Source organism: Sporosarcina luteola (assembly GCF_023715535.1).
Classification (GTDB): Bacteria; Bacillota; Bacilli; order Bacillales_A; family Planococcaceae; genus Sporosarcina; species Sporosarcina luteola_B.
This window is the reverse complement of sequence record NZ_JAMBOI010000003.1, coordinates 235,358-257,773: the sequence shown is the minus strand read 5'-3', so window position 1 is coordinate 257,773 and position 22,416 is coordinate 235,358. Positions and strand designations below refer to the sequence as shown.

Below are 22,416 nucleotides of genomic sequence, written 5' to 3'. Positions count from 1 at the left end.
GAATCAATCCCCAAAGTATTCATTCGTCAAATCACCATTAACCCCGATAGCAGCCGCACTCCCGGTTCCCGCAGCAATTACAAGCTGGGCAGGGACAATATGGGCGACGTCCCCGGCAGCATACACATTCCATACATTCGTCCTGCCGTATCCATCGGTCTGGATGCCGCCGTATTCATTCAGCTCACAGCCGAGCTCTTCCGCGAACTGATTGCAGTGGCTCCACAGGGGAGTGACGAATCCGCCGGCGCGTTCAATGAGCGTCCCATCCTCCAGGCAGATTCCTTTCAACTGCCCATTTTCACCCTCCAGCGAGACAATATTGTCTTCATAAATTTGGATGCCTTTCGCGAGCAGCTTATCGCATTCATCCGCCTCGAGCCGTCCTTCGCCATTCGTGAACACCGCCAAATCTTTGCTCCAAACAAAAACTTCCTTTGCCAGCTTATACACGTTCTTATCCGCGATGACAGCAAGCGGCTTGTCCCTGAGCTCCCATCCGTCGCAGTACGGACAGCTGAACATGCTCGTCCCGTAGAACTTCTCGATGTTTGGGATGTTCGGCTGCTCGTCCTTCAAGCCTGTCGCCAAAATGATTTTTATCGTTTGAAAGCTGTTGCCTTCTGCAGTTTCCAGTTCAAAATGGTTGTTGTCCAGCTTTTTAATAGCAGCAACCTTTTCACTTTTAATCTCCACGGACGGATAGTTGCCGATATCCCGATGAGCAAGCCGCCGGAACTCGTCAGGAAGGATGCTGTCGCGTGTAATGAATCCATGGGCTTCGCGCGTCACCCGGTTCCGAGCTTGATTATTATCGAAAAGCAGCACATTTCTTCTCGCTCGTCCAAGCACGAGGGCGGCGTTTAAGCCGGCCGGTCCGCCGCCGACAATGACACAGTCATACATCATGAAGCCATTCATCCTTTTTAGTAGAAGTTTACCCTTGCAGAAAAAAAATAAGCGTTACGTGCAGTTAACTTTCATGAAAGGAGGCGGCCATACTTATATTGGACTAAGGGAGGGATGAGTTGGAGAAAAAGATGTTGGAACGCGGCATCGGTCTCGGCACTTGTCTAGCAGTCGTCATTTCGTGGAGCGTCCATAAATCAATCCTATGGGCAATCTTCCATGGAGTCCTTAGTTGGCTATACGTTCTTTATTATGCGTTGATGAGATGAACTAAAGGTTTTGGATGGGCTCCTAGTTGGGAATACTATATGTATCAACATAAGGAGTGATCATCATGACGAAAAGCTATGCAGGCGACAAAGAAGACAAACAGAACGGGCAACCGAAAGACTCCGCTGCACTGGCAAATGATGCCGCGAAAAAAGCGGAGATGCAAGTGGACGCGATTAAAGAGGAAGCTCAAAATGAAGTAAAACGACAACAGAAGCAATAGATTCTTATGTAGGATGCCTTCCGGCTACGGGGGCATCTTTTTCATTTGCATGAAAGTAAGCTATAGGAGCAACCTGAATAAGTTATGCGCGATTTCGAGGCAGTTATGATGCGGATTCAGCAAGTTTTGCGCGATTTCACTCCAGTTATGACGCAATCTCGCCGAGTTATGCGCAACTTTTACATAGTTATGATCAATTCAGGACCTTTGACTCGCTTCACAGCCACCGTATGCCCAACTAGTTGGAAAATAATGAATGACTTTACCCCATTCCTATATTATGATGTTCCTAATCACGTATAATGGGGGGTTTTGTCAATGAAACTTCGTGTTTCCGCTGTGCAATATCATCTGCATACCATTAGCTCCTTTGCCGAGTTCGCGGCGCAATGTGAGCACTATATCCGAAATGCGCAGGAATATGGCGCAGAGTTTGTTTTATTCCCGGAATTCTTTACGACGCAGCTGCTTTCCATTGGTGATGAAAACGGAAAAGCGCTGTCGATCGAGGCGCTGCCAGGCTTTACGAATCAATACATCAAACTGTTCACCACGCTCGCAAAAGAAACGAACATGCATATAATCGGCGGCACTCACGTCATTCAGCGTGAGGGGCGCCTTTATAATGTCGCTCATCTTTTCTTCCCGGATGGCACAGTGGAGGAGCAAGCGAAGTTGCACATCACCCCTTTCGAAATAGAAGGTTGGAATATGGCAGCGGGCGATGAGCTGAAAGTGTTCGACACCGAAAAGGGCAGAATCGCCATTTTGACGTGCTATGATATCGAATTCCCTGAAATCGTCCGGATGGTGAAAGCGGCGGGGGCGGATGTCATTTTTTGTCCTTCCTGCACCGACGATCGTCATGGGTTTCATCGCGTCCGGTACACGAGCCACGCGCGGGCGATTGAAAACCAAGTATATGTTGTATTGACAGGGACGGTCGGATCCTTGCCAACTGTTGACTTCATGCGCGCGAACTTTGGGCAAGCCGCAATCATTACACCGAACGACATTCCGTTCCCGCCGAAAGGGTTGGCTTCGGAAGGGGAACTGAATCACGACATGCTCGTTACGGCTGATCTGGATTTGAACCTGCTGTACGAAGTCCGCGAGAAAGGTTCGGTAACAACTTGGAGAGATCGGAGAACCGATCTGTATACGGATTGGGGAGAAAAACCAATCGGAAGTGAGAGCAATGGCGTATCGCAGTGAAGTGATGGTCTCTCATGAAGGGACTTTCATTCCTGTTGTTGTCCGTAATTATACTACGGCGGATTTCGACGCCATGATTGCTTTGCAGGCCGATTGCTTTCCAGCACCATTCCCAGAGGAACTTTGGTGGAATAAAGAGCAGCTTGAGAATCACGTAAACTTGTTTCCGAAAGGGTCCATTTGTGTTGAATTCAACGATCGAATCATCGGTTCTCTCACAACACTTCTCGTGAATTTTAACCCAGATGAGCCAGTGCATACGTGGGAAGAAGTTACGGATGGCGGATTTATTCGAAACCACAATCCCGACGGCGACACGCTTTATATTGTCGACATTTGCATTAGCCCTGAGTTTCGAAAATCTGGGCTTGGCAAGTGGATGATGCAGGCGATCTACCAGCTAGCCGTCAAGCTGGATGTTGAGCGGGTCCTTGGCGGAGGGCGGATGCCCGGGTACGGGAAGGTCGCGGATGAAAAATCGCCGCAGCACTATGTCGACGAGGTTGTCCAAGGGACATTAAAGGATCCTGTCGTCACATTTTTGCTCCGCTGCGGGCGCATGCCTGTAACGTTGATTGAAAACTATATAGAAGATGAAGACTCGCATAACAATGCGTTATTGATGGAATGGAAGAATCCGTTCAAAAGGGGGATATAGGGAATGGAATTTATTCGTGTGAACGATATTGAAGATCCGCTATTTGTGAAGATGCACACATTACTAGGGGAGATATTTCCGCCGGAAGAGGTTTTGGAGTTTGATTTGTGGAAAGAACCGCTCGAAGACCCGAGCATCCGTGTCTTTGTTGCGGTGCATGAAGGGGAAGTCGTCGGTGCAACTGAGTACCGTTATTATCCGGACTGGAATATCGCAATGACGGATTTCACGATCATTGGGCAGTCAGGCCGCGGCATCGGTCGTTTCTTGGCAAAGAAGCGCGAAGAGGATCTACAGCGGCTTGCGCTAGAAAATGGCAAGACACTGTTCGGCATGTTCGCGGAAATTTATGATCCATATGACAGCGAAGATTTCGATTTTGGCGGTGTAATGGCCATGAACCCGTATGTCCGGAGGGAAGTGCTCTCCCATCTTGGCTACAAGCGCATCAATTTCCCATACGTCCATCCTTCGTGGAAAAACGACGGAGAGGCAGTGGAAGGATTGGATTTCTGTTTCATGCCGACAGATGAACAAGTGACTGAAATCCCATCCAGTCTCATCGTCGATTTCTTAACGGATTACTATTCGGTGTTGTCGAATAAACCTCAACATTGGCTGGACATGATCGATGAGCTGAAGCAAATAGAATACGTGGATCTTTGTCCACTATAATATTGAAATCCACGCAAATCCTCAAAAAGGGCTGCGTGGATTTTTCATTGCTGAACTAATCAAGCAGCTCTATTTCTCTAATAATAAATGCAGATCGTTCTTCGATGAAAGTAAAGATGTAGTCGGGTTCACTGTCAAAAAGATCGATACTGTCCTTTTTATACGGATCCAATAATAGATAAGGGCGAAGCATTGCATGCATTCTTTGTATTTTAGGTTTTAAATAGTCCACAGTGAATTGATTGTTTAAAATATCCTTTACTAAGCTTTTGTAGTGAATCCGAAAGTTTTTCACATCAAGAATCCTTGCTGTCAGTGTATTGAAGCCAGTAATTCGTAAATAATCACTGTCCATTTCCTCGCCATTCACGTCTCGCCCCCATGTCGCATCATAATCCCAAGGGATGATTTCATACAATCCGCTCTCCTTGTTCCGGTAAAGTGCATAATTATGGACAAATCCATCGAAATTTTGAGTGAAAACGACACCGGCGAGCCAACGTAAATACTTATCCACATTTATATAGTCTACAATTCTCTTTTCAAAGTCTTCCCTTGGAATCGTATTAATGTCGATGATCATTTTTTGTAAATGGTTTGAATCATCCTCTGCCCCGCATTGTTGTTCATATCCGAACGTAAGTGATTTCTTCACTTCTTTGTCCAAGTCGCTCATTAATGAAAAATTAGCATCTCCGTCTACTCCATAAAAAATAGAACCGGCCGGCAATTTTCGGTTTGCAAGGAACCGATCGTCCACTGATTCCAATTCCAAGTACACCCCTTCATTTTTTCCATTCACTTTCAAAAAGACAAACCGCGCTTGTGGTGCGAGGCAACCAATCTCATTAAAGAAATCAAAGGAAAGTTTATTTCTAATCAATGATGGATCCTTGAATTCTGCATTTAAATGTAACGCGCTAGCATTTCGATAAGTTGAAGGTTTATAGAAAGAGACATGATATGACTTTTTAGGGAAGTCACGGATATGGGATCCACGATAAGCGATGTCTACTTCGTATTTTTTCCCGTGAATCGTGAGCTTTGCAGAAACAGGATCATCAATCCAAATATCTTTTCGGAGTTCATTCAGATCCAAAGGGTGAATAAAAAGTCGATATTCAGGTAATTTCTCGATAGTTTCGATGAAAATCCCACTCCTTCATTCATTATTCTATTTCTATGAATAATAATGAAAGATGTTTCCATGACATTATTTATCGTAAGTTGTGCACATAACTCAACCACTGTCAAATATGCAACGTACTTTAAGAAGAGGAAGGAAAATGTGAAACACACGGATACTTTCTCTACATCATGAGAGGGGAGGTTTGGACATGTCACTCTTTTTTGAAAACGAAATTAAAAGAGCGAGAGAGATGGTCAGTCGTTTGGGGCTTGATGACTTTATGTTTCAAGATCCTCGAAGCAACAAAAGGACATCACGGAAAAAACGTAGAACGAGCAGAGTTCGGGCAACATCCCGTAAGCGCCGTCATACAAGCAGAGTTCGGGTAACTTCCCGCAATCGCCGCCGTACAAACAATGTTTGGGGAGCATTTTGGAACCACATACAAAAAAATAGAGTCCGGGTAACTATGCGGAATCGCAATCGCACCAGTAATGTACAGAACACTTCGGAAAATCGTAAACGAACAAGCAGAGTGCGAAACACTTCGGAAAATCGTAAACGCACAAGCAGAGTACGAAACACTTCGGAAAATCGGAAACACACAAGCCGAGTTCGAAATACTTCCCGCCGCCAACGTACTAGTCGGGTTATGTCATGTGACAGGTGTGGTCGAAATAAGGTAACTTCACGAAATCGCCGTTGCACAAGCAGAAATAGGGTCACTTCGCGCAACCGAAGAAACAATATAGTTGATACGAATTTTCGACCTAATTGTAGAAATCGAGCCACTTGCCGCAATCGATTCTTCTGATAGCAAGAATATGTAATTTGGACAAATCAAAGTTCAGTGAGTGCATGGAGGAAGCAATGCAAAAATACCCGTCCAGCCGCATTACATGCAGGACGGGTATTTCTATTTATACTCGACTTTATAAGCTATTGAGTCATTTGCCGTTTCTCATAACAAAGCTCAAATGTCTTCCCGCTTTCTTGTCTTGGCGATACGAGAAACCATCAGGGCTTATGTAGGTGCATGTCCGATCAAGAGTGATCCGTTCGGGTGGAATGCCCGCTAGCTCGAGTTGCTTCTTCACGGTTTTCTGGTTGTCGATATGGTATTTATTCGTAGTCTCATTGAAATACATGTATTCATCCGCATACCCGAGTGCCTTGAACTTTACATAGACATCCTCATCCACTTCGAATTTCTCCTGACTTAACGCCATCCCGATTTGCACGTGGAAATCTCCAGGCTTGCACCCTTCAACTTTTTTTAGATGCTCAAACATTTTCAAAGTGATTTCCTTGACGGTTCCTTGCCAGCCGGAATGGATTACACCGATGAGGCCATTCGCTTCATTCCAAAAAATGACGGGCACGCAATCTGCTGTGAAGCTGCAGAGCAGAACATTTGGTTCAATAGTGTAAAGTGCATCTGTATCCGGAATGGCGGTCCCTCCAACCTCAGCGCCGCGTCCCTTATCGGCAACCGTCACCTTATGGAAATTCGCACTATGCGTTTGACTAGCGCTGACGAAATCCGTCAGCTCACGTTGTAGGAAATCCGCCAATCGCTTCCGGTTTTCGATGACGGATTCGGGCTTCTCACTTGCATGAAAAGCCATATTATTATACTCCGGCCGACGTTCATCCTTCAAAGTCGTTCCAGCAACAAATGTATTATTGTCTATATATATTTTTGTTTTCATATCATCACCTGTTCTTACTATACGCGATTCTGGCGCGGACAACCATGACGGTTGTGCCGTTTTCGATTAAGTTTTTTTCTTTTCAAGATTATTAGATTGAAATTCCTGTAATGTAAACAGCTTCATTAAAGTAGTTTGGTTAAATTTCTGCGGTCCGGGAAAACTAATTGTAGATTGACGGAAAGGAGAGTTTGCTTTGAATCTGAAAAAGGAGCCGCATGAAAGGTTAACCGAAAAAAACAACGGCTTACGTTCTACCCAAGAAGTGTTATATGCAAAGGAATTCAAAAGTGCCGACAAAGCTGCTAAAGAAAATGAGAATAAAAATCGTAAAAAAGACCAATAATGAAAAGGCCACGATTGATTGCAACCCCCCTGCAATCAGTCGCGGCTTTTTTTATTGTAAATATTTTGGCGCGTTATCTTGATTCTTCACTACGGTTTCAGTGAAGATATTGTCGGTTGCCGCCTTTTGATTTTCTATCTGACCATTTTGGATTAATGAAATGAGCTGTTGAAGATCCTCTTTCGTAGCGGGTTGCTTCGCTTGCTTCAACGACAATAAATATAAGAATTGTTTGCCAAAGAAGGTTCATGATGATTGTCCACCTTCGTATTCAGGTGATAACAAAAAAATATTCATACCAATTTTATGAAAACGTAAAAATAGTGTACATACTTCCCTCTATATCTTGTATAATAATGGTAGGCAACTAATGCCAATAGACTATTAAGGGAATGAGAACAATTAAAATAAATTGGAAGAAACTATTGGTTATTTTGTCAACCGTCTTCCTAGTCATACAGATTGCGGGCAGCTTCTTTTTCTTTGAACTGGCAGTCAAGCGCGGACCGAAAGAATATTTACAGGGGAATGCTGATTTGGAAGTGTCCGATCAGACATTGGATCTTTATTTAAAAGGGGATTGGAAGAAATGGGTCGCCGCCCAGAAGTTCGAAATGCTCCATTTGACTTCCCGAGATGGACTCAAGCTATCGGGCTACTATTTACCTGCGGCCAAGCCGACGAATAAACTTGTCATTTTGCCGCATGGCTATTTAGGCCACGCAAAACAGATGGGGCTTTTCGGACAATATTATCATAATGATCTTGGCTACAACATCTTCATGCCGGATGCGCGGGGGCATGGAAAAAGTGAAGGTGATTATTACGGATTCGGATGGCCGGATCGGCTCGATCTCATCGATTGGACGAATCTGTTGGTGCAAAGGCTTGGACCGAAGTCGGAAGTGGCCTACCATGGATTATCGATGGGGGCGGCGACAGTGTTAATGGCGAGCGGCGAGGAAGGCCTTCCGAGTCAAGTGAAAGCCATCATTGCAGACAGTCCCTACCAATCCGTATACCAATTATTCACCTACCAGATGAATCGGATGTTCCATCTGCCGGCTTTTCCATTATTGGATAGCACAAGCGCTATGACGAAAGTCCGTGCCGGTTATTCATTCAGGGAAGCTAGCGCCCTGAAGCAAGTGAAGAAAACGAGCGTGCCGGTATTTTATATCCATGGAATGAACGATACATTCGTGCCGACGGAAATGGCGGGGGAATTGGAACGGAACACTTCGAGCGACAGTGAAATATTCCTCGTACCGAACGCAAACCATGGCGAAGCCTTTGCGCTTGCCGGAGAGACATATAAAGTGAAGGTCGGTCATTTCCTCGATCGTTATATGAAGTGAAAAATCGGTTCCCGTCATGGGAACCGGTTTTTTCATTCGGTAGGCTCATTCGCTTTTCGGATTTTCGCGGGATCGGTGTCGCTGTACTGCGCAGTTCCTATGCCACCGGTGCGGGCAAGAACTTCTTTCACTTGGTTATAGGTCAACCCCGAGTTAGCATTTTGCCGTTTCACTTCTTCGATATCGGTTCCTGCTTCAGTAGTTTTTTTTGAAATCTTCATATTTTCCACCTCCATGCCATTAGAGTTCCATGTAATGTGCATTTTATTCCCTAGACTGAAGTGTTAGTATTTAGAAAAGAGCAACAATGTTTTCTTTGAAGCAACCAAGGGAAAAACAGGAATGGAGGTGGTTTAATTGGATAAGGTGATTTACATTGTGCGCCATTGTTCAGCGGAAGGTCAGTCGCCGCACGCAGATTTGACTGCGGAAGGCATCGTCCAGTCGGAGAAGCTTGCTGAGTTTTTTGATGAGCTGGAAGTGGAGCGAGTCATTTCAAGCCCGTTCATCCGTGCCCGGAGGACTGCAGAACCGATTGCAGACAGGAAAAAGATTCACATAGAAGAGGACAGCCGATTGGCGGAACGGACGTTGAGCTCGTATGCATTTGAAGATTGGCTATTAAAATTGGAGGATTCTTTTCTCGATTTCCATTTGAAATATGAAGGCGGAGAGTCATCCCATGAAGCGATGGAGCGCGTCTGTAAAGTGGTGGATGAACTGCCTGACGGTTCGAAAACCGTGCTCGTGACACATGGGAATCTAATGGCATTGCTGTTGAGATGTTATGACGAACGGATCGGTTTTCAGGAGTGGCAGGCGTTGACGAATCCGGATGTGTTTCGAGTGCATGTGAGCGATCACGGTGCGCAAGTGGAGCGGATTTGGAAGGAAGAGGCCCTTCTATGAAGTTTGGCTGCTGGATAGTAATTTATGCTCCTTTCGTTATGACGCGAAGGAGTTTTTTTATGCTATCCAAACGTTATCTATTGAATATGTAGAGTTATCTATCGAATCCAGCGAGTTATCTATTGAATATGGAAAATTATCTATTGAATAAACGAATTTATTACCAAAAAGGGACTTAAGACCCCTGCAGGCGATTGTTTCGCGATTCCGCAACAAGGGCATTGACAATAAAAAGCCGTCAAATGTTTAGGCGATCTGTCAATGCAGCAAGATGAAAATAGGAGGTGGTCCGTATGCTATTTGAAATCAAATCAGTGAAGCATGAGCATGACCTGATTTCATTCACATGGAATGATGTCGGTGGATTTTACAATGTGTACAAAGACGGCGAGCATTTGTATGAAGGGTCTGTTCCGGAATTCCAGGATGGCGACTTCAAACACGGCAAGCTCTACCACTATATGATTGAGCGCGTGGAAAACAATCAAGTCGTCGATGTGATCGCGATGCAGACATCGGCATTCGCCGAAGAGAAAAATGTCGAAAACCCGTTGCAGTCGCTTGTCATGACGACAATCGTCGCGAGGACGCAAATCGCTTTGTCATGGGAGGGCATTAAAGAAGTCGATGAATATGAAGTGTACCGCAACGGTGAGTTCGTGGGGAAAGTCGACACGAACAGATATATCGACCGTGACATTAATGTGGATCAATCATACGTCTATGCAATCCGTTCCAGACGCCCGCTGAAGAAATCCGAGGAGATGCTGACGTCGGTTAAATCGGCAGTATCCAATTTGTTCGGCTTGTTGAATCCAGCTACTTCCACATCGGAATCGGCAGTAGAAACGTTTACTACAATCAAATCAATCGGCAAGCCCTCCAAATTGCTGAGACCGGTCAACGAACGTGAACAGGAAGTGGAGACTGTTGATCGGTGGAAATTCCGCTATACGACATTCCTCGCGGATAAGTGGATACGAAATCCTAATCCACTGTCACCGAATCATTTTTTCGAAGGGGACCAAAGGGGATTTGATCCTAATGGGAACGGCTTCCGGACGCGCGTCGATATTGAGCTGGATTACGACGAGAAAGGTGAGCCGATGAGGTTTTCGAAAGAAGTAGGACCAACTGTCGCCTACGATCATCTGAAGCGCTTCAGGGAAAAAGCGAAAGCTTCAGCTGATGGGATAACGATGAAGAGGACCGACCACCGAAAAGGGGAAAGCGGTTTTGTACTGGAGCATTCTGTTGGTAATCCTCTGACGACCGCGCCGAAAATCGACTATGAAGTGAATGCTGTCTTTAGAAGGCATGGCACATATGATATGTCAGGTTATTTTGACCCTGCTCCCCACCACGAAATCTATTTGATGAGAGGAAGAGGAGAGGAGTGGCAGCCTATTCTGCAAGTCGAAAGCAGAGGACTTGGCTTCATGTCTGAAGCAATCGCATACCATTATTGGCGTTGCTCTAGTTTTGAATAAAACAGCCTTTTTGACAGTGGGAATTTGTTCTGTTACCATTACCTTGAATTCGAGATATGTGATTTAGGATACTAAATTCTAGTTAGATATACAATGAATCAAGGGGGAGAAAACATGAAGCATATTTACAAGCAAGGAGCCGACCCGTCTAAACCGACGCTTCTTCTACTCCATGGAACGGGCGGAACAGAACAGGATTTATTACCGCTTGCAGGATTAATCGATCCGGAAGCTTCCGTACTGAGCGTGCGGGGGAATGTGCTGGAAAACGGGATACCCCGGTTTTTCCGACGACTCGCTGAAGGTATTTTCGATGAGGAAGATTTGATTTTCAGGACGAAAGAACTTCATTCATTTCTTGACGAATCGGCGGAAGAGCATGGATTTGAGAGGTCGAATATTGTCGCTGTTGGCTATTCGAACGGGGCAAATATTGCGGCGAGCCTGTTGTTCCATTATGCGGATTCGTTGAAAGGGGCCATCATGCATCATCCGATGGTGCCGAGGCGTGGAATCAAGCTGCCCGATATGGCGGGCCTTCCAGTGTTTATTGCCGCTGGGAAGAATGACCCGATTTGTCCGGCACAGGAGACAATCGATTTGCAGGAATTGCTGGCAGGAGCAGGCGCTTCGACGGAAGTCCATTGGGAAATGAACGGACATTCGTTGACGCGGACAGAAGTGGACGCGGCAGCGGAATGGTATCGTAAGAATTTTTAACATGAAAAGCCGATCCAGCAGGGGTCGGTTTTTTAGATTTATGCGTGAATAATGCGTTTTATGCGTGATTATCGGAGGTTATGGACTTTTATCGGGGGTTATGCGTTTCTGGAGAGATTTATGAGCTTTTAGAAGACTTTATGCGTTTTTGGGTAGAATTATATGCAGTGGTAATGAAATAGGAAGCCGCTCCTCTTTAATGGACCGGCTTTTTGGGGATTATCCTATTTTTTGCGGTCGTTGCCATATGAAGTACGAAACAGAGATGGCGAAATCGATTCCAAGGACGAGCGCCCAAACTTTCAACATACCGGATAAGGCTTCGGTTTTGGACGGGTCGTCGATCAGATAAATCATCAGGAACAGAAATGCACCTCCAATGATGAATGCGAGCACATGCTGCAACGAACCTTTCATGGAGTGTTTGGCATAGGCAAGTCCATGTTTACGGACAGGTTTTGGGCCTTTTTTTTGACGTAATACAAAAACCGTTCGTCCGCCCAGCGGATCATGCTTTTTCCGAACGCCAATGAAACACCAAGATAGATGGCGGCGATTGCATGTACTTGCGTGGCGGTTGCACCATTGTAAAGATCATTCGCCGTTACGATTAGTAACAGAAGATCAATGACTGGGGTTAAAGCTAGAAAGAATAAACCGAGCCGTTTTCGGTTGAATATATATCTTGTGACGAGCCCGGCTGCGATAACGACCCAAAATCCGATTTCACACGCAACAATTATCCAAGCAATGAAGTTCATAGAAACACCTCGATAGTTTCATTAAGTTAACTGTATAGTACCAAAGAATGGAAGATTCGCATTCTTAATAAATGTGAGGGGACGGAATGAATAGGTCTGCCAATCAGTTTCATACCGGTTAGCAGACCTTTTATCTGGCAAGGGCTCCATTAATCGCACAAGGGCTCAATTATTCCCGCCCGCCAATCCACCCGGCAACTCAATCCTGAATTTCGTCCCTTCACCTTTCTCACTCTCGACAGCAATGGTTCCACCGTGCATGGTCACCAGCTGCTTCACAATCGATAACCCGAGTCCGAATTCGCCATATGGATTCGTCGTCCGTGAGTCGATTGCCTTGTAGAACCGGCTCCAAATCTTCTCGACTTCCCCGGGGTCCATTCCGATGCCGGTATCTTCGATTTCGATGACCGTCTTCTCCTCCGACGTATATCCCCGAAGCCAAATCATTCCGTTTTCCGTGAATTGGATGCTGTTTTTCGCGATATTAATTAACACCTGGGTGAGCCGGTCATAATCGGCGAAGACAGAAACTTCCTCTCTAACGTCCACAACGATTTTATCGCCGCGTTCGGCAGCGGCATCCTCAAGTTGCTCCTGAATGATTTCAAGCAGTTCACTAAGTTGGATCTCCTGTTTCACCAATGTGACTTGATTTGAACGGATCTTTTCGTAGTCGAGATTTTCATTCACAAGGCGTATAAGTCGCATCGTTTCGCTGCTTGCGAGTTGCAGGCCCCGCTCCTTTTCCGATTCGGAGATCATGTCATTGCGCAAACCTTCGATGATGCCGCGGATTGTTGTAAGAGGGGTCCTGAGTTCGTGCGATACGTCCGCCATGAATTGCCGGCGGCGGTTTTCAAGGTTTTCGATTTCCTCTGCCGATGCTTCAAGCTTCTCGACCATCCTGTTGAAATCCCCCGCAAGCTCTCCGATTTCATCGACACCCGCTGTCGGAATACGAACAGAATAATCGCCTTGTGCCACATTCGCAGTAGCCGAACGAAGCCGATTGATGCGCCGGCCGTGGAAAGTCGATAGCAATCCGCTCAACAACAATGCAATCGCGAGCGTAATTACCGTTGTGTAGATTAAATAGCTGTTCATCTGCGAGATGATTTCCCGGGAGCCTTTGATCGGTGAGGTTAATAAAACACCACCGACAAACTGGTCTCTATGGAAATAGGGGAGGAGGACGAACGTGACCGCCTGCCCGAACCGTTTGAGTTCTTGTTTAACGGTAATCGTTTTCCCACTTTGCAGTGCACGCCATTCTTCCTCATTCAGTTCAATCAAAGGCGTGTTCAGCCCGGTAGAATAAATGATGACGGACTTTTCATCGAACAAGCTGTATTGGATATCCCTGCTCTCCAACACATAGCCGTATGATTTCAAAATGGATCGGGAGTTTCGTTGCTCCTGCTCAATATCCGTCAAAATCGATTGTCCGTAGGAGGCGAGTTCCTCGGTTTTATTGTCATAGACGAACTGCTCGACAAAATGGGAAAAAAGCAGGCTCAGGATGAGAAAAGCGATGATGATGACACTGAAATGGCTTGCGAGCTGCTGATAGAAGTATTTGATCTTCATTCCTGCTCACCGGTCGCTTCGTCGAATCGGTAGCCTACGCCCCATACCGTATGGAAAAACGGCTGATCCGCCTTTGACACCTTCGACCTCAATCGCTTGATATGCACATCGACTGTCCGGTCATCGCCGTAGAAGTCATAGCCCCACACTTGATCGAGAAGCTGCTCGCGCGAAAACACCTGCTTTGGATGTTGAATGAAAAAATGGAGCAGATCGAATTCCTTCGGCGTCAAATTCGGTACCGGCTTGCCGTCCAAGAGCACTTCGCGGGTAGCGGTATTAATAGTGAAGTGTTTCGTTTTCAGTGTGACGACATCAACTCGATCCTCTTTTGCGATCAAATACCTGCGTGTAACAGCTTTAATGCGAGCCATAAGCGCTAGCGGACTGAACGGCTTCGTGACATAATCATCCGCACCCATCTCAAGCCCAAGAACCTGGTCGGATTCACTGTTTTTCGCTGTCAGCATAATAATCGGCACTGCAACTTCGGCTTTTCGCAACTTCCGACAGATTGTCACACCATCCATCCCAGGAAGCATCCAGTCGATAATTAGGCAATCCCAACTTCCCGAGACAGCCCGTTCATAGCCTAGGAGTCCGTCTTTCACGAACTCGCCGTAAATCCCTTCCTTTTCAAAAAACAGTTCAATCATGGAAGATACACTTTCATTGTCTTCGATTACGAGGATTTTCATATTCAGTCCTCCTATGTAAAGGTTATTCTATTCTATGATTATAACGGAATGAAGAAGAAAAACCCGCTTAGCCATGAAAGCGGGCTGGTTAATTTTCCGTCTACTTTTCTATAGAAGACAGTTCTTCCCTTGCTAATTGCCTCCGCACAGTCTTCCTACCTGGACGATAATCGAGGAAGTTCTTGTAGGCAAATCCCTTCACTTCATCCTCACTATACTTTTTCAACAGCTCGTTGATCAGATTGGGGTGCATCGAAGCATCTTCAAGGCTGATAATCTTTTCCGAAATGCCGTCGAAATCTGATCCCAACCCAATTTGCCGAACGCCTCCAAGGGAGCAGAAATGGTCGATATGTGTGATGAGAGCCGATATGGAAGCATCGCCTTTTTCGATGACAAAAGGCGGGTTATACACGACATGGATCAGGCCGTTCGCTTTAAATAAATGAGTGGCTTGCTCATCCGTCAAGTTCCGACTGTCATTGCAAATCGTCTTGGAGTTGGAGTGGCTTGCAATTGGAAAGTGGGCTATATCCAAAACGTCCCAAAAGGCTTTTTCGCATAGATGGGATACGTCCGAAAGAATAGTATTTTCATTACAAAATGCGATAATTTCCTTCCCGAATGCAGTAAGACCTGCACCGCGTTCCTCACCGCCGCCATCCGCCGCCAAATTCGCATTATTCCATGTCAGCCCGATTGAAAGGACACCAAGTTCCCTAAGAATCGACAGCTTTTGCATGTCATTCCCAATGCAATCGACTCCTTCGAGCGTAAGAAATGCACCGATCTTTCCTTCCTGGAGCTGGTCAAAATCAGCCCACGTTTTCAGGGCCTTCATATTCGGATTTTTGCCGATCACTTCGGTGTAAAAATAATGAATCTGATCGAGTGCTGCTTGGAATTTCTGGTCCGACTTAATGGACGGCGATATGAATATGGCAAATGCTTGGATGTGGACTCCACCTTGTTTCAGCTTTTCGTACGTAACATCGAGATCTTTGGAATCTGTAAATGATAGATTCCCTTTTGCTTTATGCATTCTTGCCAGTACATCACAGTGGAGATCAATGATATTCAACTGCAGCCATCCTCTCAACACAAGCCTTCATATAGGCCTCGAATAAGCGCATAGAGACCTGGTCGGCGTTTTGCATCAAAGCCTCGGGATGCCATTGCACGCCGACAACGAAATGATGCTCCGTACTTTCAACCGCTTCCACAATTCCGTCGCTTGCCTTGCCCGTTACGACGAGCGGAGAAGGGACATCCTTCAACGCCTGGTGATGAAAAGAATTGACCATAATTTTATTTGAAGCCGCGATGGAGTCAAGAATCGTCCCTTTTTCAATATGCACCGCATGGGATTGATACTCCCTTTTCGCTTTTTGATCGTGCTGCAATATCGGGCTGCTGCATTGCGAGCCGATGTCCTGGTAAAGTGTACCTCCGATAGCGACATTCAGCACTTGGAGGCCTCTGCATATGCCGAGAATCGGTTTATCCAGCGTGAGCATATGCCTGACAAGCTCCATCTCGATTGAATCTCGTTCGGGCGTCACGTTGCCAAGCTGCGGCACTGGTTCCTCATTGAATATATGAGGATTCATGTCACCTCCGCCTGATATGATCAACCCATCGAGGAGCGTGGTGATTTGCTGGATGTCGCTTTCCACCCCTGTCGGTATGATAAAAGGTACGCCACCTCCAGCGATGACCGCCTGGATGTAAGTGTTTTGAAGTGTGTGTGCAGTCGAATCTATGTTTGAAGTAATGCCGATGAGTGGTTTCAATTTTCATTCCCCCTTTATAAAATATATCTCTGATACCAATAATTATATCCTCACTCCAAGTGAGATGGAATTATTTTTGAGAATATTTCAGGAATTAAAAATAAACACCTCTGCTACAACTGGAAATGGCAGAGGTGTTTCCCTATTTATTCAACAGGTGAATTACTCGTCAACGTCAATTCAACTGTCCGTTTTTGGGAGCCTGAGTAAACGGTAAGTGTCGCTTTGTCACCGATTTTAAGTTCCGAATAAAGGAATTTCCGCAGTTCCATGGAGTTGCTTATGTCGGTTCCGTTAATCGCCGTGATGACGTCTTGCTCTTTCAATCCAGCTTTGCCCGCTGCAGATGTCGGGTCGACACTGGCGACCATGACGCCGCCTTTCACTTCTTCCGGGAGATCCTGTACATACATATACGGAACCTCGGCCAAGTCTGCAAGGCCAACGCCGATATACGGCCGTTCGATTTTGCCGTCTTTCGTAATTTGTTCAAGCAATGGAACGACGTCATTGCTCGGGATTGCGAAGCCGAGTCCTTCTATGCCGTTATCCGCGATTTTCAAACTGTTGATGCCAATCAGTTTTCCATCTGTTGTCAGAAGGGCGCCGCCGCTATTGCCGGGATTGATGGCCGCGTCCGTTTGAATGACGTTCATTTCCCAGTTGCCTGCAGTCGTTTTCACGTCGATAGAACGAGATGGTGCACTAATGATGCCTTGTGTAACGGTGCCGGAGAAGTCAAGGCTAAGCGGGTTTCCGATGGCGACGACAGGATCACCTGCGCGCAATTTATCGGAATCTCCGAACTCAAGGGCAGTGTCGACAAGTTTGGCATTGATTTTAAGAACGGCAAGGTCGGTCAATGCATCGCTGCCGATCAGCTCTGCAGTTTCCTTCTCGCCGCCTTGCAATGTCACTTCGATTTTGCCTGCCCCTTCAATGACGTGATTGTTCGTCACGATATAGGCATCATCGCCATCGATTTTATAGATGACCCCGGAGCCGGACCCGTATTCAGATAGCTGAGAACTGCCGGCGAAGCGGTTACCGGTATTTTTGAAGTTCGATACACCAACAATTCCTTTCGATGCATGCTCTACCATATCGGATAGGGAAGTTGGAGAGTTCGCCGTAGTTTGAATGAAATTAGGCGTTGAGGTTGAACTTTCTGTTACACCTGCCGTTGCCGCATTCTGTGTTTTCACCTGTAATATGTCCGTATTCGCTACGACGCCCAATGTAAGTGCCGACCCGAGAATACCCGCGCCGACTGTTGATAAGAAGCGCTTGCCGAATGAATTGGCCATAAATAAAACCCCTTTCTTATACTCGTTGTTTTCATTGTAAGAGGAAAGTATGAACAAATTATTACGGCGGGATTAATAAATGGTAAACAATAGAGATATATACGTGATGGTGATAATTATGCTGTGATCGGTGCTAAACTATGTAACTTGCAATAATTTATATAGTCAGATAGAATGGAATTCACAGACTCTTCGTTTATTAAATGTAAGCGCATTCATTACGAATAGCGCTGCAGACCAGCGCATATGGTGGCTTTGCGTGCAATTTTTGCACTTACAATAGCAATCTATAAGAAACAGGGAGGAATGGAACATGGTACAAGCTGTAGAGAATCACGTTTATGCATTTCCGAACACAGAAGGGGCAAAGGTGAATTTCAAGGAACGCTACGATAATTTCATCGGCGGAAAATGGGTTGCCCCTGTGAATGGGCAATACTTCGACAACCCGACGCCAGTCACTGGCAAAGTGTTCACTCAAGTGGCGCGTTCGACTGCTGAAGATATTGAGCTTGCACTGGATGCGGCACATGCTGCGAAGGATGCATGGGGGAAAACGTCCGTCACGGAACGGGCGAATATCCTATTGAAAATTGCCGACCGCATGGAAGCGAATCTAGAAATGCTAGCTGTTGCGGAAACGTGGGAAAACGGTAAAGCGGTCCGCGAAACATTGAATGCTGATTTGCCGCTTGCAATCGACCATTTCAGATATTTCGCTTCGGCAATCCGCTCACAAGAAGGCGGTGTCAGCCAAATCGATAATAATACAGTTGCGTACCATTTCCATGAACCGATTGGGGTTGTCGGCCAGATCATCCCTTGGAACTTCCCGTTGCTAATGGCAGTTTGGAAGCTGGCGCCTGCTCTCGCTGCAGGGAACTGCGTCGTGCTGAAACCAGCTGAACAGACGCCTTCATCCATTCTCGTGCTGATGGAATTGATCGAGGACCTTCTACCAGCTGGTGTTCTTAATATCGTTAACGGTTTCGGTCTAGAGGCAGGTAAACCGCTCGCATCGAGCCCGCGAATCGGGAAAATTGCATTTACAGGCGAGACGACGACGGGCCGCCTCATCATGCAGTATGCATCCCAGAACCTGATTCCGATGACGCTTGAGCTTGGCGGGAAATCGCCGAACATCTTCTTTGAGGACGTCATGGCGGAAGACGATGCATTCCTAGACAAAGCAATCGAAGGTTTCGTCATGTTTGCATTGAACCAAGGGGAAGTGTGCACATGCCCTTCGCGTGCATTGATCCAGGAATCCATTTACGACAAGTTCATGGAACGTGCGATTGAGCGCGTCAAGGCGATTAAAATCGGCAACCCGCTTGACCCTACAGTCATGATGGGTGCGCAAGCTTCGACGGAGCAATTGGAAAAGATCCTTTCGTATCTTGATATCGGGAAACAGGAAGGGGCCGAGTGCCTCGTTGGCGGAGAGCAGAATAAGCTTGGCGGCGAATTGGCGGGTGGCTACTATGTCCAGCCGACAGTCTTCAAAGGGAATAACAAAATGCGCATTTTCCAAGAAGAGATCTTCGGACCGGTTGTTTCTGTGACGACATTCAAGACGAAAGAAGAAGCGCTTGAAATTGCGAACGACACATTATACGGCTTAGGTTCTGGCGTCTGGACACGCGATATGAACACAGCATATCGCTTCGGACGGGGCATCGAAGCAGGGCGCGTCTGGACGAACTGCTACCATGCCTATCCGGCGCATGCCGCATTCGGAGGCTACAAGGCATCCGGAATCGGACGCGAAAACCATCTGCAAATGCTTTCACATTACCAACAGACGAAAAACATGCTCGTCAGCTATAGCGAAGACAAATTAGGATTCTTTTGATAGCGAAATTCCGGACTTTTGAATGAAAGGAGGAATGCCAATGCCTGAACGCGTTCTCGCAACGGACGCTGCTTTGGAATTGATTGAATTATTGAAGGGCAAGCATGGCCCGTTAATGTTCCACCAATCGGGAGGCTGCTGCGACGGCTCCTCCCCGATGTGCTACCCGGAAGGCGACCTGATCATCGGTGATCAGGACGTCCTCCTCGGTCATATCGGCGGCACACCGTTCTACATGCATAAAAACCAATTTGACTATTGGAAGCATACGCAGCTGATCATTGATGTCGTGGAAGGCAGGGGAGGCATGTTCTCACTGGAGGGGGTGGAAGGGAAGCGGTTCCTTACACGGTCCCGCGCCTTTACGGCAGAGGAGAATGAACTGCTAAGGCAGGAAGCATAAAGGGCTGTCCGGAAAGTCAGTTTTACTGACTTTCTGGACGGCCCTGCTTTATTAGTGCAAGTAATCATTAAACGATTCAAGTGATCATAAAATGTCGCCACATATAAAAGAGACCGCCAAAAAGTCGATCTATCGACTTTCCGGCCAGTCTCTTTTCATTTTACTGAGTTGCTAAGCTCAACAACTTCGTCAATAGGCTTGCAGCGAATGCACGTGTAGCAGGTTCAGTCGGGTTGAATGAACCGTCCTCCAATGTAATGACGCCAAGTCCGCTCATCGTTGCAATCGCCTGGACTGTTTCTGCATCATAGTTGCCCATATCTGCAGGCAGTGTGAATGTGTTCGATGCAGGCATGTCGCCGCCAAGCTCATTCGTGGCAGCGCGCCACACCATAAGTGCAAGTTGTGCACGCGTCACATTTTCCGTCGGTTTGAAATGTCCGTTATCACCTTTGACAATTCCATGTGCAAACGCGGCTTGTATGTCGGTTTGCGTTGCCGCCGCATAATCCGCAATATCATCGAATGGAACTGAAATATCGCTCGCCGGCAGCTGCAATGCCCGAACGAAAACCGAAGCAGCTTGAGCTCGGGTCAACCCATTATCCGGTCTGAACGATCCATCCGCATAACCATTGAAGATTCCAAGCAAAGCAGCTTGCTCGATTGCATTCTCTGCCCAATGACCTTTTATGTCGCTGAACAAAGAGGAGTTGATAGATTCCGTCGTCACATTCACGGAAGGCGATTCCTCACTGCTGTTTCCATTTTGATCTACTGCCACGATGGAAAATGCATACGCATGATTTTCCTTCAATTCTCCGACCGTGAATGAAAATACATCGCCGTCAACGGACCCGATCTTGTTACCCTCGAGAAAAATATCATACGCTGCGATCTGTCCCTCGGTAGTCGCCGCTTTCCAAGCGAGCGTGATGGTATCCGTCGTAACATCATCCGCTATAAAAGCATCAACAGGAATCCAAGGATAATCTGCCTGTACTTTATTCCAAAACTGTTCCGCCACGACCTGGTATCCTTCCGAACTTAAATGGATATTTTGCGGATTTGGCAAATAATTTCCGAAATCCTTCGCAACAGCATCAGCCGTTTCGACCCACTCAACATTCGGGAGTTGTGCGACCGTAGAAATTGCAGTATTCAACCCCGTCAATAACTGGGCAAGCATAGGTTGTACTTCCTGCGGCATCTGAGGGAACGGATTATAATACCCCATTATATAGACTTGCGCATCAGGATTAATTTTGTGGATTGCAGAAACAATCTGCATCAGATTCATCCCGACTTGCTTTACTTCGAGCTGAACCGCTTCCGCATTAATAGCTAATTTCTTTGTCTGCGGATCAATCACATGCGCAAGCACATCATTCGCACCCGCACTGATCGTGATCAGACCTGCATTGGCAATCGCGTCATGAAGTCGGATGGACTTGCCGTCAACTTCCCGCGTCGCATTTTCTTCGATGTCCTTCAGTACATCCTTTGTCGTGTAGCCTGGCACAGCGAAGGTTTTATTGAAAGAATCCAAAAGCCCTGTTTCTTCCAGAGTATCCGCCAGGTAATCAGCATAGCCGTTACCCATTTTTCCGGAATGATCCATTCCCGCGGCAAGCGAATCGCCTAATGCGAGATAGCTTGCAGGAGCGACCCAGCTCGGTGCCGCAATTTCGGTCGTGCTTTCTTCGATAGTAGTGTCAGCGCTTGCTATTTGGAGGGGAGACATACCAACATAGAGCATGAGCGCCAATAAAGCCAACAGATTACATATGAACTTTTTTCCCATAATTCCTCCCTTTTGAACTGTTTTTTCACGACTTGCCTGCTGACTGGAGTGATTTTCACTAATGATAATTGGACAAACTCGAGTTGCACTCCAATTGTATGTGGACATGTGAAAAATTATACCGAAACAAAAAAGATGCCTCTCATAAATGGAGAGGCACCGGAATATTGTTAAATAAATCGTTTCCTTTCATCCGGAGAAGGAAGCATGCAAGCCCCTTCAGTCTTGCCGAACCATCGATAACGGTTGCGGGCAAAATAATCGTAAAAGCCGTCACGGATTTTACGTGGGACGAGTATAAATAGAAATAACAGATGCCATAAACCGTCCAACTTCTTTGCGATATGGAGGGCAGCGGACGATTTTGTGTATGCCTTTCCGTTTTCAATCAACACGATGCTGTCGACATCCTCCGGAATGTTAAATTGTTTCACATACTTTTCACCGGTCTCGCTTTGCAATGAAGAGAATAAGAAGTGGGCAGCAGGATCCCGTTTGATTATGAATTGGACACTGGAATTGCAAAAGTTGCATTCCCCGTCGAATAATACAATCCGCTTCATCGTAATGTCTCCTTCCGACATGCTTAGT

Annotated in this window: 24 protein-coding genes and 1 pseudogene; 12 read left to right on the top strand and 13 right to left on the bottom strand. The window is 46.4% G+C overall.

The window, feature by feature from the left end; genetic code table 11:
* Positions 1-3: 3 nt before the first annotated feature.
* Positions 4-909 (bottom strand): NAD(P)/FAD-dependent oxidoreductase, encoded by a 906-nt coding sequence (locus M3191_RS08395; protein WP_251699832.1) that lies wholly within the window; start codon positions 907-909, stop codon positions 4-6.
* Positions 910-1,028: 119 nt separating this feature from the next.
* Between M3191_RS08395 and M3191_RS08390 the strand changes: the two genes are divergently transcribed.
* The 5 genes from M3191_RS08390 to M3191_RS08370 all read left to right on the top strand — a co-directional run bounded on the left by M3191_RS08390 (position 1,029) and on the right by M3191_RS08370 (position 3,950).
* Positions 1,029-1,178 carry a hypothetical protein gene (locus tag M3191_RS08390; protein WP_251627743.1) on the top strand — a complete coding sequence of 50 codons (150 nt, stop codon included), beginning with the start codon at positions 1,029-1,031 and terminating at the stop codon, positions 1,176-1,178.
* 65 nt (positions 1,179-1,243) lie between these two features.
* Entirely contained in the window at positions 1,244-1,402 is a 159-nt protein-coding gene (locus M3191_RS08385) for a hypothetical protein (protein WP_251699829.1), read from the top strand.
* 318 nt (positions 1,403-1,720) lie between these two features.
* The gene (locus tag M3191_RS08380; RefSeq protein WP_251699825.1) at positions 1,721-2,617 is read left to right on the top strand and encodes a carbon-nitrogen hydrolase family protein; all 897 of its coding nucleotides are present in this window, start codon (positions 1,721-1,723) and stop codon (positions 2,615-2,617) included.
* Positions 2,601-3,275, top strand: coding sequence for a GNAT family N-acetyltransferase (locus M3191_RS08375; RefSeq protein ID WP_251699822.1), 675 nt, complete (start codon positions 2,601-2,603; stop codon positions 3,273-3,275). The genes M3191_RS08380 and M3191_RS08375 overlap by 17 nt, the downstream gene beginning before the upstream one ends.
* Positions 3,276-3,278: 3 nt before the next feature.
* Entirely contained in the window at positions 3,279-3,950 is a 672-nt protein-coding gene (locus M3191_RS08370) for a GNAT family N-acetyltransferase (protein WP_251699818.1), read from the top strand.
* A 55-nt stretch (positions 3,951-4,005) separates the two neighbouring features.
* Here M3191_RS08370 and M3191_RS08365 read toward each other — a convergent pair whose 3' ends face one another.
* Together M3191_RS08365 and pgeF are read right to left on the bottom strand one after the other, a co-directional pair.
* Positions 4,006-5,097: a CotH kinase family protein gene (locus M3191_RS08365; protein ID WP_251700117.1), complete on the bottom strand. Its 1,092-nt coding sequence runs from the start codon at positions 5,095-5,097 to the stop codon at positions 4,006-4,008.
* Positions 5,098-6,026: 929 nt separating this feature from the next.
* The gene (gene pgeF, locus M3191_RS08360) at positions 6,027-6,791 is read right to left on the bottom strand and encodes a peptidoglycan editing factor PgeF (protein ID WP_251699815.1); all 765 of its coding nucleotides are present in this window, start codon (positions 6,789-6,791) and stop codon (positions 6,027-6,029) included.
* A 196-nt stretch (positions 6,792-6,987) separates the two neighbouring features.
* Between pgeF and M3191_RS08355 the strand changes: the two genes are divergently transcribed.
* On the top strand, positions 6,988-7,137 hold the full coding sequence (locus M3191_RS08355) for a YfhE family protein (RefSeq protein ID WP_251699813.1): 150 nt from the start codon (positions 6,988-6,990) through the stop codon (positions 7,135-7,137).
* Between the two features lie 97 nt (positions 7,138-7,234).
* Here the strand turns inward: M3191_RS08355 and M3191_RS08350 are convergent, their stop codons facing one another.
* Positions 7,235-7,387 (bottom strand): hypothetical protein, encoded by a 153-nt coding sequence (locus tag M3191_RS08350; protein WP_251699810.1) that lies wholly within the window; start codon positions 7,385-7,387, stop codon positions 7,235-7,237.
* 142 nt (positions 7,388-7,529) lie between these two features.
* Here M3191_RS08350 and M3191_RS08345 point away from each other — a divergent pair, with 142 nt between their 5' ends.
* Positions 7,530-8,495: an alpha/beta hydrolase gene (locus M3191_RS08345; protein ID WP_251699806.1), complete on the top strand. Its 966-nt coding sequence runs from the start codon at positions 7,530-7,532 to the stop codon at positions 8,493-8,495.
* A gap of 32 nt (positions 8,496-8,527) precedes the next feature.
* On the opposite strand, the gene M3191_RS08340 is transcribed toward M3191_RS08345, so the two are convergent.
* On the bottom strand, positions 8,528-8,716 hold the full coding sequence (locus M3191_RS08340) for a gamma-type small acid-soluble spore protein (RefSeq protein WP_251699803.1): 189 nt from the start codon (positions 8,714-8,716) through the stop codon (positions 8,528-8,530).
* A 145-nt stretch (positions 8,717-8,861) separates the two neighbouring features.
* Between M3191_RS08340 and M3191_RS08335 the strand changes: the two genes are divergently transcribed.
* The 3 genes from M3191_RS08335 to M3191_RS08325 all read left to right on the top strand — a co-directional run bounded on the left by M3191_RS08335 (position 8,862) and on the right by M3191_RS08325 (position 11,614).
* Positions 8,862-9,404, top strand: coding sequence for a histidine phosphatase family protein (locus M3191_RS08335; RefSeq protein WP_251700116.1), 543 nt, complete (start codon positions 8,862-8,864; stop codon positions 9,402-9,404).
* A 293-nt stretch (positions 9,405-9,697) separates the two neighbouring features.
* Positions 9,698-10,894 (top strand): DUF3238 domain-containing protein, encoded by a 1,197-nt coding sequence (locus M3191_RS08330; RefSeq protein ID WP_251699799.1) that lies wholly within the window; start codon positions 9,698-9,700, stop codon positions 10,892-10,894.
* Positions 10,895-11,008: 114 nt separating this feature from the next.
* A complete protein-coding gene (locus M3191_RS08325; protein WP_251699797.1) occupies positions 11,009-11,614 on the top strand; it encodes an alpha/beta hydrolase in 606 nt (201 codons plus the stop codon).
* A gap of 219 nt (positions 11,615-11,833) precedes the next feature.
* Here the strand turns inward: M3191_RS08325 and M3191_RS08320 are convergent.
* The 6 genes and pseudogenes from M3191_RS08320 to M3191_RS08295 form a co-directional block, all read right to left on the bottom strand.
* Positions 11,834-12,375, bottom strand: a pseudogene (locus M3191_RS08320) (hypothetical protein).
* Positions 12,376-12,540: 165 nt separating this feature from the next.
* On the bottom strand, positions 12,541-13,965 hold the full coding sequence (locus M3191_RS08315) for a sensor histidine kinase (RefSeq protein ID WP_251699795.1): 1,425 nt from the start codon (positions 13,963-13,965) through the stop codon (positions 12,541-12,543).
* Positions 13,962-14,663 (bottom strand): response regulator transcription factor, encoded by a 702-nt coding sequence (locus tag M3191_RS08310; RefSeq protein ID WP_251699792.1) that lies wholly within the window; start codon positions 14,661-14,663, stop codon positions 13,962-13,964. The genes M3191_RS08315 and M3191_RS08310 overlap by 4 nt, the downstream gene beginning before the upstream one ends.
* 100 nt (positions 14,664-14,763) lie before the next feature.
* Complete coding sequence (locus M3191_RS08305) at positions 14,764-15,744, bottom strand: dipeptidase (protein ID WP_251699790.1); 981 nt, start codon at positions 15,742-15,744, stop codon at positions 14,764-14,766.
* Positions 15,731-16,456: a gamma-glutamyl-gamma-aminobutyrate hydrolase family protein gene (locus M3191_RS08300; protein ID WP_251699788.1), complete on the bottom strand. Its 726-nt coding sequence runs from the start codon at positions 16,454-16,456 to the stop codon at positions 15,731-15,733. The genes M3191_RS08305 and M3191_RS08300 overlap by 14 nt, the downstream gene beginning before the upstream one ends.
* 146 nt (positions 16,457-16,602) lie before the next feature.
* Complete coding sequence (locus tag M3191_RS08295; RefSeq protein WP_251699786.1) at positions 16,603-17,763, bottom strand: S1C family serine protease; 1,161 nt, start codon at positions 17,761-17,763, stop codon at positions 16,603-16,605.
* Between the two features lie 313 nt (positions 17,764-18,076).
* On the opposite strand from M3191_RS08295, the gene adh reads away from it, so the two are divergent.
* Together adh and M3191_RS08285 are read left to right on the top strand one after the other, a co-directional pair.
* Positions 18,077-19,618, top strand: coding sequence for an aldehyde dehydrogenase (adh, locus tag M3191_RS08290; RefSeq protein WP_251695556.1), 1,542 nt, complete (start codon positions 18,077-18,079; stop codon positions 19,616-19,618).
* A gap of 40 nt (positions 19,619-19,658) precedes the next feature.
* Positions 19,659-20,021, top strand: coding sequence for a DUF779 domain-containing protein (locus M3191_RS08285; protein ID WP_251699783.1), 363 nt, complete (start codon positions 19,659-19,661; stop codon positions 20,019-20,021).
* A 160-nt stretch (positions 20,022-20,181) separates the two neighbouring features.
* On the opposite strand, the gene M3191_RS08280 is transcribed toward M3191_RS08285, so the two are convergent.
* Together M3191_RS08280 and M3191_RS08275 are read right to left on the bottom strand one after the other, a co-directional pair.
* A complete protein-coding gene (locus tag M3191_RS08280; RefSeq protein ID WP_251699781.1) occupies positions 20,182-21,825 on the bottom strand; it encodes an S-layer homology domain-containing protein in 1,644 nt (547 codons plus the stop codon).
* Positions 21,826-21,995: 170 nt separating this feature from the next.
* The gene (locus tag M3191_RS08275) at positions 21,996-22,388 is read right to left on the bottom strand and encodes a thiol-disulfide oxidoreductase DCC family protein (protein ID WP_251699779.1); all 393 of its coding nucleotides are present in this window, start codon (positions 22,386-22,388) and stop codon (positions 21,996-21,998) included.
* Between the last annotated feature and the right edge of the window lie 28 nt (positions 22,389-22,416).